At 70.6% G+C, this 12,509-nt stretch carries 14 protein-coding genes, 1 tRNA gene and 1 pseudogene; 7 read left to right on the top strand and 9 right to left on the bottom strand.

Annotated elements, in window-relative coordinates; genetic code table 11:
- Positions 1-47 precede the first annotated feature (47 nt).
- Complete coding sequence (locus tag F9K34_RS12770) at positions 48-266, bottom strand: GDCCVxC domain-containing (seleno)protein (RefSeq protein WP_291337352.1); 219 nt, start codon at positions 264-266, stop codon at positions 48-50.
- Between the two features lie 59 nt (positions 267-325).
- Here F9K34_RS12770 and F9K34_RS12765 point away from each other — a divergent pair, with 59 nt between their 5' ends.
- The 6 genes from F9K34_RS12765 to F9K34_RS12740 all read left to right on the top strand — a co-directional run bounded on the left by F9K34_RS12765 (position 326) and on the right by F9K34_RS12740 (position 3,548).
- Positions 326-559, top strand: a complete 234-nt coding sequence (locus F9K34_RS12765; RefSeq protein ID WP_291337351.1) for a MerR family DNA-binding protein — start codon at positions 326-328, stop codon at positions 557-559.
- Positions 560-639: 80 nt separating this feature from the next.
- Positions 640-951: an ETC complex I subunit gene (locus F9K34_RS12760; RefSeq protein WP_291337350.1), complete on the top strand. Its 312-nt coding sequence runs from the start codon at positions 640-642 to the stop codon at positions 949-951.
- A gap of 90 nt (positions 952-1,041) precedes the next feature.
- The gene (locus tag F9K34_RS12755) at positions 1,042-2,496 is read left to right on the top strand and encodes a hypothetical protein (protein WP_291337349.1); all 1,455 of its coding nucleotides are present in this window, start codon (positions 1,042-1,044) and stop codon (positions 2,494-2,496) included.
- On the top strand, positions 2,493-2,960 hold the full coding sequence (locus F9K34_RS12750) for a GNAT family N-acetyltransferase (RefSeq protein WP_291337348.1): 468 nt from the start codon (positions 2,493-2,495) through the stop codon (positions 2,958-2,960). The genes F9K34_RS12755 and F9K34_RS12750 overlap by 4 nt, the downstream gene beginning before the upstream one ends.
- 31 nt (positions 2,961-2,991) lie before the next feature.
- A tRNA-Arg gene (locus tag F9K34_RS12745) sits at positions 2,992-3,068 on the top strand.
- A 312-nt stretch (positions 3,069-3,380) separates the two neighbouring features.
- Positions 3,381-3,548 carry a hypothetical protein gene (locus F9K34_RS12740; RefSeq protein ID WP_291337347.1) on the top strand — a complete coding sequence of 56 codons (168 nt, stop codon included), beginning with the start codon at positions 3,381-3,383 and terminating at the stop codon, positions 3,546-3,548.
- Between the two features lie 94 nt (positions 3,549-3,642).
- Here F9K34_RS12740 and rbsK read toward each other — a convergent pair whose 3' ends face one another.
- From rbsK to F9K34_RS12705, 7 genes are all read right to left on the bottom strand, one after another.
- The gene (gene rbsK, locus F9K34_RS12735; RefSeq protein ID WP_291337346.1) at positions 3,643-4,563 is read right to left on the bottom strand and encodes a ribokinase; all 921 of its coding nucleotides are present in this window, start codon (positions 4,561-4,563) and stop codon (positions 3,643-3,645) included.
- Positions 4,564-4,566: 3 nt separating this feature from the next.
- Complete coding sequence (locus F9K34_RS12730; protein WP_291337345.1) at positions 4,567-5,802, bottom strand: mandelate racemase/muconate lactonizing enzyme family protein; 1,236 nt, start codon at positions 5,800-5,802, stop codon at positions 4,567-4,569.
- 79 nt (positions 5,803-5,881) lie between these two features.
- On the bottom strand, positions 5,882-6,961 hold the full coding sequence (locus tag F9K34_RS12725; RefSeq protein WP_291337344.1) for a Zn-dependent alcohol dehydrogenase: 1,080 nt from the start codon (positions 6,959-6,961) through the stop codon (positions 5,882-5,884).
- Positions 6,958-8,193, bottom strand: coding sequence for an MFS transporter (locus F9K34_RS12720; protein WP_291337343.1), 1,236 nt, complete (start codon positions 8,191-8,193; stop codon positions 6,958-6,960). Before F9K34_RS12720 ends, F9K34_RS12725 begins: the two co-directional genes overlap by 4 nt.
- A gap of 79 nt (positions 8,194-8,272) precedes the next feature.
- Positions 8,273-8,983 carry an alpha/beta fold hydrolase gene (locus tag F9K34_RS12715; RefSeq protein WP_291337342.1) on the bottom strand — a complete coding sequence of 237 codons (711 nt, stop codon included), beginning with the start codon at positions 8,981-8,983 and terminating at the stop codon, positions 8,273-8,275.
- Between the two features lies 1 nt (position 8,984).
- Complete coding sequence (pcaD, locus tag F9K34_RS12710; protein ID WP_291337341.1) at positions 8,985-9,773, bottom strand: 3-oxoadipate enol-lactonase; 789 nt, start codon at positions 9,771-9,773, stop codon at positions 8,985-8,987.
- 52 nt (positions 9,774-9,825) lie between these two features.
- Positions 9,826-10,692, bottom strand: a complete 867-nt coding sequence (locus tag F9K34_RS12705; protein ID WP_291337340.1) for an epimerase — start codon at positions 10,690-10,692, stop codon at positions 9,826-9,828.
- Between the two features lie 146 nt (positions 10,693-10,838).
- Between F9K34_RS12705 and leuB the strand changes: the two genes are divergently transcribed.
- Entirely contained in the window at positions 10,839-11,945 is a 1,107-nt protein-coding gene (gene leuB / locus F9K34_RS12700; protein WP_291337339.1) for a 3-isopropylmalate dehydrogenase, read from the top strand.
- Between the two features lie 19 nt (positions 11,946-11,964).
- On the opposite strand, the pseudogene F9K34_RS12695 reads toward leuB, so the two are convergent.
- Positions 11,965-12,509, bottom strand: a pseudogene (locus F9K34_RS12695) (hypothetical protein); the annotation flags it as partial.

Raw genomic sequence — 12,509 nt, 5'->3', positions numbered from 1 at the left:
CTAGAGCACCGACCGGCAGTCAGCCCTGCTTGCATCCGCCGGCGCGATCAGCCGCGGCAGCCGCCGGCGGACTGGACCGGAGGAAAGGGCACGTCACCCCAGGAACAGAAGACGCAGCAGTCGCCCTCCCGCGGGCGGAGCGTCTGTCCGCAAGCCGGGCAGGTGTAGAACCACTGGCAGGCGTCCTCGGGCATCGCTTCCCGCGTGCGTGCGCCGCAATGCGGGCAGGAGATCGTCGAGGTCAGGGTCGGGGCGGGGGCGGTCATGGTCACATCCAGCTGATGAGGCAGTCATTGAGGCCGGCTTCGTTGAGGGCAATCGCCCAGTGGACCCCGGCGACAACGGTGCCGATGGAGAGGCGCGGCGGCTGCTCGACCTCGCCCGCGCCGATGTGCCCGATTGCGCGGCGGTGGCCGGCTTCTGCCACTCGCACCGGCAGGAGATCCACCGGCGGATCGAGGAGCTTCAGGCGTTCGACGCCGCGCTCGCCGCGCTTGCGGCGGACTGCGAGGCCGGCAATCCGCGCTGCCCGATGATCGACAGGATCATCCGCGGGTAACGCCGCACATCCCCTCGCTGGCCTCTTGCGGATCGCCGCCGGTTTCAGGATAAGGGGCGGGAACCGCAAGGAGTTTGCCCATGCGCGCGCGCATCTACCAGCCCTCCCGCAACGCGATGCAATCCGGGATGGCCAAGACCCGCCAGTGGATTCTTGACTTCGCGCCGGCGGAGGCGCGCGAGGTCGATCCGCTGATGGGCTGGACCGGGTCGGGCGATACCCAGACCCAGGTGCGCCTTCGCTTCGAAAGCCGCGCCGAGGCCGAGGACTACGCCCGCGCCCGCGGGATCGAGTACACCGTGACCGAGCCGCACAAGCGCCAGCCGAACATCCGCCCGCGTGGCTACGGCGAGAACTTCGCCACCGACCGACGCAGCCCCTGGACCCACTGATCCGGCACGGCCCGGACGGGCACGACCGGGCCGTGCGGGGGCGCAGGCAACGGCGCCCCTTTTCATTTCCGCACGCCTCAGGACGCATTCATGAACCGTCACCTTTCCGCCTTGGCGCTGCTCTGCGCCACCGCCGCGCCCCTTGCCGCGGCGCCCGCCACGCCCGAAGGGGCGGCGGGGATCGACCGTGCGCTCAGGACCTATCTCGGCCAGACGCCGGGCGTGATTGCCGTCCAGCCAGAGGAGGACAACTACGCCGTGACGCTCGATCCCGCTCCCTGGATCGCTCTGGCCGGTCCGGGCATGACGGCCGAGGTCTCGCCTCTCCATTTCCGGCTCACCGACAACGGCGACGGCACCTGGGCCGTGGCGCAGAACGGCCCGGTGTCGATCAGGCTTGCCGTTCCGGGTACGCTCACATTCGACGCCGCGGCGGACGCGATGGCGATGGACTGCACCTTCGACACCGCGCTCATGGCCTGCCGCACCTCGGCGACGACGGTGAGCGGCGTCAGATCGCGCCAGACCCAGACGGACCCGGACGGGACGGTGACCGAGGTGGCGTACGAGGTGGCCTCCGTTTCGGCCGAGACGTCGGCCCGGGCTGCCGTGGCCGGCAGCGGCGTCGATGCGGACATGAGATACGTCGCGAAGTCGATCGCCGAGACAATCCGCGTGACGCCCGGCGCGGCGGATGCCGAAGCGATGCCGCTCAGTGCCGATATCACGGTCGCCAACTATGCCGCGACCGCCGAGGCGAAGGCGGTGCGGACCGAGGCGCTCTACGCGCTCCTCGCCTGGTTCGTCGCCCATCCGTCGGATGCGGCGATCGGGGCGGATACGGACGGGCTGAAGGCGACGCTCCGCGCGGCGCTTCCCTTCTGGTCCTCGGTCTCCGGCAGGTTCGAGGCGCGTGAGGTCGGGGTCTCGACGCCTTTCGGCGCCGGCTCGGCCGAGAGCTTCGCCTTCGCCCTCGACATGAGCGGCGCCATCAATGATGGCCGCTTCCGCGAAAGCGCCACGGTCAGGGGGCTGAAGCTTCCGACCGAGCTCATGCCCGCCTGGGTGCCGCCGTTGCTGCCCTTGGAGGCGACGATCGACGTCGCCGTCGCGGGGTTCGACCTCGCGGCGCCGGCGGCGCTGTTGCTCGACTCGATCGGGCCGGACTTCGAGCCCGACGCGAGCTTCGACGCGAAACTCCTCGCGGCGCTTCTGCCCGAGGGTAAGGTCAAGATCACCCTTGCGCCGCAGGGGGTGCAAACACCAACCTATACGCTCGACTACGAGGGCGGTTTCGACGCCGGTCCGGGCCTCTTGCCCGAGGGGAAGGTGACGGTGGCGGCCACCGGCATCGAGGCCACGCTTGAAGCGTTGAACGCGGCGCCCGAGGATGTGCGGTCGGGCGCCGTTCCGGGCGTCATGATGTTGCGCGGGATGGCGAAACCCGCCGGCGTAGGCCGCTTCGTCTGGGACATCGAGATGACGGCCGACGGCAAGGTGCTCGTGAATGGCACCGACATGTCGGCGCTGGCGACGATGCAATGAGCCTGCCGGTCATCAGCCGCGCCGACCCGCTGGCGCCCGAACTCGCGCTCCTGCACGAACGCCACACCGCCGACATGCATGCCCAAACCCCGCCGGACAGCATTCACATGCTTTCGGCCGACGCATTGGCGCGCCCCGGCATCGACTTCTTCGTGATCCGCGAGGATGGCCGTCCGGTCGGCATGGGCGCGCTCAAGCGGATCGACGGCGGCCACGCCGAAATCAAGTCGATGCATATTCTGGTCGAGGCGCGGGGGCGGGGGCTGTCGCGGTTCCTGCTTGACCATCTGATCGCCCATGCCCGGGCGGCGGGTTACCGCCGCATCAGCCTCGAGACCGGCGCGGAACCGATCTTCGCCCCCGCCCGTGCGCTCTATGCCCGGGCGGGCTTTGTCGAATGCGCGCCGTTCGAGGGTTACTGGGACGATCCCCACAGCGTCTTCATGACGCTTGTCCTTGCCTGAGGCCGGCGCCTGCCGCTAAAGGGGGCCATGCGGTCCCGTAGCTCAGCTGGATAGAGCAGCTGCCTTCTAAGCAGTAGGTCGGGGGTTCGAGTCCTCCCGGGATCGCCATCGTCTCCCTTCCGCTGGTCCAGAGACCGTCATCGGCGCCGCGAATCGCTGTGTGACCTGAGTCGCGCGAGTTTCGCCGCGCGGCTGCGAGCTGCGATGATGGCGGGACGGTGTCATCATTGTGGCGACATTTGGGCGGCCGAATGGATGATTTTCCAGCCTCCGAGGCGCAATCGGCTGGCGGTCGATTCATTGTGCACGAACGTCAAAGGGGCCTTGTCCAACTAGACAGGTTTGTCGGAAGCGCGAACCGGCGCATAATTGCAGTCATAGAGTAACCGATTGTTCTTAAAGAGTTAGCGAGTGAGTTCAGTGCGTAAGAGTGACGAGGTATTTCCCGAACTGGTCCCGCCCGATGCGCATGATCGGGCGGGACCGAGACCGGTGTCGGCCGTGATCGACGATATCGACCTCGGCCCGGCGCTGGCATTCGTCGTCGGTGCGGCGGTCCTGCTGCTGTTCCTCGCGTTGGCGGGCTGAGCGTCGGCAATACGGCCACCAGGCCACGCCGGCGCCGCGACCGCAAAAAGGTTTCCCCGATCATCTCTGTCCCGGCGATCTGCGCCCCTCGCGCTCAACCCGGCGCGAGAAGCGTCTCGATCTCGGCCAGGGTCGGCATCGCCGCCGCGGCCCCGGGTCGCGTGACCGAGATCGCGGCCGTCGCGCAGCCGAAGCGGACCGCGTCGCGCGGCGACAGGCCGCGCGCGAGCGCGGCCGCGAAGCCGCCGTTGAAGGCATCGCCCGCGCCTGTCGTCTCGGCCACCGGGCCGGCATCGAAGGCCGGGACCAGCGTGCTTTCCACCCCGTCGTGATAGAGCGCGCCCTTTTCGCCGAGCGTCAGGATCACCGTGCCGGCACCGGCGCGCCTCAGCGCCTCGGCCGCCATGCGGGCCTGATCGAGCGTAGTGACGGGCAGGCCGGTGAGAAGCTCCGCCTCGGACTCGTTCGGGGTGACAAAGTCGCAGAGCGCCAGCATCCCCTCGGGCAGGGGCGTGGCGGGCGCGGGGTTGAGGATTGTCCGCGCACCGCCCGCGCGGGCGATCTGGAGCGCGCGGAAGGCGGCGTCGAGCGGCTGCTCGAGCTGGGTGATAAAGACCGAGGCGCCGGCGATGGCCGCCTCGCGCGCGTCGATATCGGCCACCGAGATGCGGCCGGCGGCGCCCGGCGCGATGATGATGGCGTTGTCGCCGGTCGCCGCCTCGATGAAGATGGAGGCCGCGCCGGTGTGGCTGTCGGCGTCCTCGGTCACGTCGGGCGTGACGCCCGCGGCGGCCCAGGTCGCGCGTGCCATCGCGGCGAAGGCGTCGCGGCCGAGGCGGGTGATGAAGCGCACCTCTCCCCCCGCCTTCGCCGCCGCGACGGCCTGGTTCGATCCCTTGCCGCCGGGGCCGAGGGCGAAGCCGAGGCCAGGCAGCGTCTCGCCCATGCGCGGCTGCCGGGCCGCGCGGAAGGCGAGGTCGGCCATGAAGACACCGAGGATGACGATGGCGCCCATCGCTCAGCCCTTTCTCGGGGCCCCGCCCTCGAAGAGGTTCGGGCGGCGGTAGTCGCAGGGCGCTTCCTGCATCTCCAGGTGCAGATGCTCGCCGGTGTAGGGATGCGCGCGGGCGAGCTCCTCGTCGAAGTGGATCCCGAGGCCCGGTTCCTCCGGCACGATCACGTAGCCGTCGTCCCAACGGATCGAGTTGCGGATGAGCTTCAGGTGGAAGGCGCCGCCGGTCTCGATCGTCTCGACCATGAGGAGGTTCGGGATCGAGGCGCCGAGATGGATGTTGGCCGCCCATTCGACCGGCCCGGCGTAGAGATGGGGGGCCACCTGCGCGGTGAAGACCTCGGCGATGGCGGCGATCTTCTTGCCCTCCCAGATGCCGCCGGCGCGGCCGAGCGCCGGTTGCAGGATGCGGGCGCCGCCGGTCCTGAGGACGGTGGCGAATTCGGCCTTGGTGGTGAAGCGTTCGCCAGTCGCCACGGGGATGCGCACCGCCTTCTGCACCTCGGCGAAGTCGAGAAGGTTGTCGGGCGGGATCGGTTCCTCGTACCAGAGGGGTCCGTAGGGCTCGATCGCCTGGGCGAGCCGCACGGCGCCGGCGACGTTGAACTGGCCATGCGTGCCGAAGAGGAGGTCGGCGCGGTCGCCCACCGCCTTGCGGATCGCCTTGCAGAAGGCGACGGAGCGGGCAATGTCCGACTGGCTCGGGTCATGCCCGCCGCGGATCGTGTAAGGTCCCGCGGGGTCGAACTTCACCGCGGTGAAGCCCATGTCCACGAAGCGCGTCGCGGCTTCCGCCGCCATCTCGGGGCTGACCCAGAACGCCGCGCTCTCCTTCCCCGGTGCGGGGTAGAGGTAGGTGTAGGAGCGGAGCCGCTCGTTGATCCGCCCGCCGAGGAGCGCCCAGACGGGCCGGCCCCGTGCCTTGCCGAGTATGTCCCAGCAGGCGATCTCGAGCCCGGAGAAGGCGCCCATCACGGTAGGGTCGGGGCGCTGGGTGAAGCCGGCCGAATAGGCCCGGCGGAACATCAGTTCGATCTCCTCGGGATTGGTGCCCGCCATGTGCCGGACGAACACGTCCTCGATGACCGCCGCCATGGCCTTCGGGCCCACGGTCGAGGCGTAGCACTCGCCGTAGCCCGTGATCCCGTCGTCGGTGGTGAGCTTGACGAAGAGCCAGTAGCGCCCGCCCCAGCCCGGAGCGGGCGGAGCCACGGTAAAGATTTCAAGGTCCTTGAGCCGCATGGTTCCGCCTCCGCTGCCGGGGACCGGCTGCCCCCGCACCCCCCGAAGGTATTTCGGCCCGGTGGAAAGGGGAAGTGGCTCAGAACCGGACGATGTTGCGGCGTGCGGCGCCGGACCGGGTATCGGCGATGGCCGCATTGATCTCGTCGAGCGTCCAACGGCCGGAGATGAGTTCCCCGAGCTTGAGCCGGCCCTGCGCGCAGAGGTCGGCGATCCAGGGGATGTCGCGGGCAAGAACCGTGCCGCCCATGAAGGAGCCGAGGATCCGCTGGCCCGTGGCGGCGAGGATCACCGGCTCCCAGGCGGATCGCTGGCCGGAGTGGGGCATCCCCACCGCGACGAGGCGGCCGCCGGCGGCGAGGTAGCGGGGCGCGGCGTCATAGGCCGGGATTGCGCCGACTGTGACGAGGACCACATCGGCGCCGCGCCCGGCGATCTCCCGCGCCTTGGCCCAGGGCCGCGGGTCGGTGGCGAGCACGCCGTCGGTGGCGCCGAAGTCGCGCGCCGCGGCGAGCTTCTCCGCGCTCATGTCCACGGCGACGATGCGGGCGGCGCCGGCGAGCCGCGCGCCCTGGATGGCGTTGAGCCCGACCCCGCCCGCGCCGATCACGGTCACGACTTCGCCGGGGCGGATGGCGGCGGTGTTGACGGCGGCGCCGAGGCCGGTGATCACGCCGCAGGAGAGAAGCGAGGCCGAGTCGAGCGGGATCTCGGCCGGCACGGGCGCGAGCTGGCTCTCGTGGACGACGACGCGCTCGGCGAAGGCCGCGCAGTTCAGGCCCTGGTCAATCGGACGGCCGTCGGGAAGGGCGAGCACGGGCGCCATGGCGGGCGGCGCGGCGCAGAGCGTCGGGCGGCCGGAGGCGCAGGCGGCGCAGGTGCCGCAGGCGCGGATGAGTGTCACGAGTACCCGGTCGCCCTCGGAATAGCGGGTGACTCCCGCACCGGCGCGGCTGACATGGCCGGCGGCTTCGTGGCCGTAGACGGCCGGCAGATCGCCGCCCCAGCCGCCGTCGATGTAGGTGATGTCGGAATGGCAGATCGCGCAGGCAGTGAGCGTCACCTCGACCTCGCCGGGGCCGGGCGCGCGCAGGCGCACCGTCTCGATGCGGAGCGGCTCGCCGAAGGCGTGGCAGACGGCGCCGCGGATCTCGGTCATGGCATCTCCTGCGGATGCGGGGTGGCGGGATGCCGGTGGCGGGCGGGCGCCACGAGCAGGATCACCGCTGCCGCCATCAGGACCCCCGAGAGGAGGAAGGGCGCGCCGGGCTGGTAATGGCTCGCTCCCGGCCGGGTGAAGGCCCAGAAGACCGAGGTCATCACCATCGGCGCGAGACCCATGCCGACGGCCTGCACGGCCGCGAGCACGCCCTGAAGCTCGCCCTGTTGGTCGTCGGGCGTGGCGTTCGCCATCAACCCCGAAAGCGCCGGACCGGCGATCCCGGCGATGGCCGCGACCGGCGTGAAGGCGAGCGCCCAGAAGCCCGAGGTGACGATGCCGTAAAAGCCGAAGCTGAAGGTTTCGAGCGCCATGCCGTAGCCCGCCGTCCGGCGCTCGCCGAAGACCCGCGTTGCCGGCGCGACGAGGAAGCCCTGCACGACGACCATGCAGATGCCGAAGGCCGCGAGAGAAAGGCCGTTCCACCAGGCATCCCAGCCGAAGCGCTCGGTGCCGAAGAAGGCCCAGACCGAAGGATAGGACTGGAAGGCGAGCGTGTAGAGGAACATGATCGCCAGCATCCGCCCGAGCCCGGGCAGGCGGCCGATGGCGCGGAAGGCGGCGAAGGGATTGGCGCGGGCGAGGCTGAAGGGGCGGCGCTTGTCGGCGCCGAGGCTCTCGGGCAGCACCCAGAGACCGAACGCCGCGTTCAGCGCGGCGACGGCCGCCGCTGTCCAGAAGGGCACGCGCGTGCCCCATTCGGCGGCGATCCCGCCGACGAGGGGACCGGCGACGAAGCCCGCCCCGAAGGCCGCGCCGATCAGGCCGAAGTTCTTCGCCCGCGCCTCGGGCGCGGAAATGTCCGCCACATAGGCGGCCGCCGTGGCATAGGTCGCCGCCGCCGCCCCGGCGATGAGCCGTCCGAGGAGGAGGAGCCAGACCGACTGGGCGACGGCCATGATCGCGTAGTCGAGCGCCATGACCACGAGCGCGATCAGCATGACCGGCCGCCGGCCGTAGCGGTCGGAAAGGTTGCCGACGATGGGGCCGCATAGGAACTGCATGGCCGCGAAGGAGGTGGCGAGAAGCCCGCCCCAGAGCGAGGCCGAGGCGAGGTCAGCCCCCGTCACCTCGCGCATGAGGTCAGGCATGACGGGGAAGATGATGCCGATCCCGATGGAATCGATCATTACCGTCACGAGGATGAAGACAAGGGCGAGGCGGTTCTGCATGGGGTTCGCGGCCGGCGCGGAAAAGGGCCGTCCGGGCGGCGCGAGGCTAGCCCGGAGCGGGGGCGAAGGGAAGGGGGTCCTATCCGCGCGCGATCGCGGCAAGCAGCCGCGCCAGCCGGTCCGGCATGGTGAAGAAGGGAGAATGGCCGCATGGCATGCGGTGGATGCAATCGGGCGCGAAGGGTGCCGCCATGGTCTCCTGGTACTCGGGCGGGATGGTGTGGTCGTCCTCGCAGAGGACGTAGTGCCGCTCGACCGTCGGCTCGGTCGCGCAGGGCGGCAGGGCGATGGCCTGCGGCAGGATCGGTTCCGGGCAGAGCCGGGGCAGGGCGTAGGCGCGGATCTCTGTCGGGCAGTCGTGGTAGAAGGTGGCGCGGGCGCCCTCGGGGTCGACCGAATAGGTGACGCCGCCCGGATCGGGGCGCGCCACGCCACGCAGCGGCTGGCGCGGTCCGGCCCTGCGCATGTCCACCAGCGACCGGCCGGCCGCCGGCACATAGGCGCAGAGGTAGACCAGCCGGCGGAAGCGGCCGGGGGCGCGCAGCGCGGCCAGCGTGATGGGGTAGCCTGCGGCGGAATGGCCGACGAGCGTCACCCCGCGCTCGGCCGCCGCGAGGATCGCTTCGGCGTAGAGGTCGAGCGTCGCCGCCGTTGCGGGCGTCCGGTCCTCGCCATGCGCGGGCAGGTCGATGGCCTGGGCGTCGTGCCCCAGGGCGGCGAGCGCCGGTATCACGTCGCGCCAGCACCAGGCGCCGTGGCAGGAGCCGTGGACGAGGAGGAAGGCCGCCATCTCAGCCGTGCCCGATCCCGGCGAGGAAGCCGCGGAGCAGTCCGGCGAATTCCGCGGGCCTGTCCACGCAGGGCAGATGGCCGGCGCCCCGGATCAGCTCGAACCGGGCGCCCTTGATGAGCGCGGCCGTTTCGCGCACGAGGTCGGGCGGGGTGGAGCCATCCTCCGTCCCGGCAATCACCAGCGTCGGCAGCGTCAGTCCCGCGGTGGGCGTGTAGAAGTCCGTGCCGGAAATCGCGGCCATGCAGCCGAGGTAGCCCTCGACGGGCTGGCGTGTGACCATCGTCCGCCAGCCCGTCATCTCGACGGTTTCGCGGAAGGACCTCGCGAACCAGCGTTCCATCGTCGCGTCGGCCACCGCCTCGATTCCGCCCGCGCGCACGGCGGCGATACGCTCCGCCCAGACGGCGGGCGTGGCGATCTTGGTGGCGGTGTTCGACAGCACCATCGCGCGGACGAGATCGAGCCGCTTCACGGCGAGACCCTGGGCGATCATGCCGCCGAGGGATAGCCCGACGAAGACGCAGTCCCTGACCCCGAGCGTCTCGAGAAGCCGCTCGGCGTCGCGCACCAGGGCACCCATCGCATAGGGGCCGGGCGGACAGGAGGACAGCCCGTGCCCGCGCAGGTCGTAGCGGATGAGGCGGAGCGGCTTGGGCAGGAGCGGCACGATCCTGTCCCAGAGCCGGAAATCGGTGCCGAGTGCATGGGCGAAGACCACGGGCGATCCGGCCCGGTCGCCGTCTTCGCGCCAGTGAAGCTGGATGTCGCCGAGATCGAGGATGTGCATGGGGCCTCCGTTGCCGCCATCCTGCGGGGCGGCGGCGGAAACGGCAAGCGCCTCAGGCCGGGTGCAGGAACCGCGTCAGCACATCGTCGAGCGAGGTCATGGTGAACCCCGGGACGAGGCGGGTGAACTTCGTGCCGTCGAGCCAGTGCGGATGGTCGTAGAGATAGCGCATCTCGCCAAGTTCACGCGCGAGTTCCCAGACGGGAGAGGCCAGCGTCATCATCCACCAGGGAAAGCGCGCGATCCGCGTCGCCCGGCCGGAGTGCCGGGTGACGGCCGCCGCCAGTTCGCGGGTGGAGAAGGCGAGCCCCGGGAAGGGGATGTCCTCGAAGGCTTCGAGATCGCCGCGCTGCGCCGCCAGTTCGACGGCCGCGCGGGCCATGTCGGGCAGGTAGGCCCAGGCATGGGTTGCGTCGGGGTCGCCGAAGGTGGTGATGACGCCTTTCGCAGCCTTGCCGAGCATGAAGCGGTCGAAAAGGCCGCCCGGCGCATCCGGGTCGATGAAGTCCCCGGCGCGGAGCAGGATGGTGCGCAGGCCGGTCGCCGCAGCGTCGCGGAAGCGCGCCTCCATTTCTGCCCTGATGCGGCCCTTGCGCGCGACTGACCGATGCGGAGTCGACGCGCTCCAGGGTGCCGGTTCGGTGCCGAAGACGTAGACGTTGCCCGGGATCAGGACCGTCGCGCCCGAGGCGCGGGCGGCGGCCAGCACGGCGCCGGCGATCTCGGGGACGAGTCGCGCCCAGTCGTGGTAGTTGGGCGGGTTCATGCCGTGGACGATGAGGTCGGCGCCCTGCGCCGCGACGCCCATGTCGGTGCCGCGGCGGTAGGGCCGCACCTCCCATCCGGCCGCCGCGAAGGCACGTGCCGCCTGGGCGCCGAAATGGCCGGAGGATCCGAGTACAAGGACGGTGCTGGGCATCGGTGGCCTCGTGGAATTGGGCCGCAGCCTACACCATCGCCGGCATCCGCTCCATGCCCCGGCGCAGGCTATGGCCCCCGCTTGACCGCGGGGCAGCCATTGGCTAGGCGGGCGGGAACCCTTTCACAACCCGCGAGGCGCCTCCCGTGGCCAACCCTTCCCTTCTCATCCTGCCCGGCGACGGGATCGGCCCCGAAGTCATGGCCGAGGTCAAGAAGATCATCGCCTGGATGGGCGACAAGCGCGGTCTCGGGTTCGAGGTGAGCGAGGACCTTGTCGGCGGCGCCGCCTATGACAAGCATGGCACGCCGCTTCACGACGACACGATGGCGAAGGCGCAGGCGGTCGATGCCGTCCTTCTGGGGGCCGTCGGCGGGCCGAAGTACGATAAGCTGGATTTCGGCGTGAAACCCGAGCGGGGCCTCCTGCGGCTCCGCAAGGAGATGGACCTTTTCGCCAACCTGCGTCCCGCCCAGTGCTTCGACGCGCTGGCCGACTTCTCCTCGCTGAAGCGGGACGTGGTCGCCGGGCTCGACATCATGATCGTGCGCGAGCTGACCTCGGGCGTCTATTTCGGCGAGCCGCGCGGGATCTTCACCGAAGGGAACGAGCGGGTGGGCATCAACACCCAGCGCTACACCGAGAGCGAGATTGCCCGCGTGGCACGCTCGGCATTCGAACTCGCGCGTCGTCGCCGGAACAAGGTCTGCTCGATGGAGAAGGCCAACGTGATGGAATCGGGCATCCTCTGGCGCGAGGTGGTGCAGGAGGTGCACGACAAGGAATACCCGGACGTCGAGCTCTCGCACATGTATGCCGACAACGGCGCGATGCAGCTTGTCCGCTGGCCAAAGCAGTTCGACGTGATCCTGACCGACAACCTCTTCGGCGACGTGCTGTCGGACTGCGCCGCGATGCTGACCGGCTCTTTGGGCATGTTGCCCTCGGCCTCGCTCGGTGCGCCGATGGCGAACGGCCGGCCGAAGGCGCTTTACGAGCCCGTCCACGGATCGGCGCCCGACATCGCGGGTCAGGGCAAGGCGAACCCGATCGCCTGTATCCTCTCGTTCGCCATGGCGCTGCGCTACTCCTTCGACAAGGGCGACGAGGCGACGCGGGTCGAGAAGGCGGTCGAGAAGGTCCTGGCCGAGGGCGTGCGCACCGCCGACCTGATGGGGCCGGACGGAGGCACGCCGGTCACGACCGTTCAGATGGGCGCCGCGGTCCTGGCGGCACTGGACGCCTCGCTCTGAAGCGGCCAGCGCGTGGGCGTCAGGCCCGCGCGTTTTCCCCGTCCTCCGACCACAGGGCCTGCTCGGGCGGCGCGTCCATCGCGGCGACCTCGCCGTAGTGCAGGATGCGCTCGGCGTGCCGCGCCATCCGCTCGAGGCTGCGGATCGCATCCGTCTGGTCGAAGATGGCACCCGGGCTGACCAGCCCCGCGTTTTCGCGCAAGAGCGCGGCGCGGCGAAGACGGCTGGCCCGCACCCCGATGAGCCGGGCGATCCGGTTCATCCGGCGATGCTGCCCCGCGGCCGAGGGTGCCGCGGCCGCGTGGCGCAACGCCATGCCGAGCACGGTGGCGGGGCGTCGCAGCACCGGATCGCCCGTCAGGAGCGCGATCCGATCCTCCGCCCGGGCGCGGTGCCAGAAACGGTTGAGGTGGTCGATCCGGTGCAGGAGCGCGGTGCGCCGGGCGAGCGGCGCGGTCTGTCCCTCGGGCACGGCGATGCGCGTGACATAGCTGCCGAGATCCTCGAGCGCCGGTCTTATCAGCGGCGCCAGTTCCACCAGCGCCGCGTCGGTGCCGCCGGGGG

This window comes from Albidovulum sp. (genome assembly GCF_008933605.1).
Taxonomy (GTDB): Bacteria; Pseudomonadota; Alphaproteobacteria; order Rhodobacterales; family Rhodobacteraceae; genus Albidovulum.
Note: the sequence above shows the minus strand (reverse complement) of the source record. Positions and strands in the feature narration are given on the sequence as shown.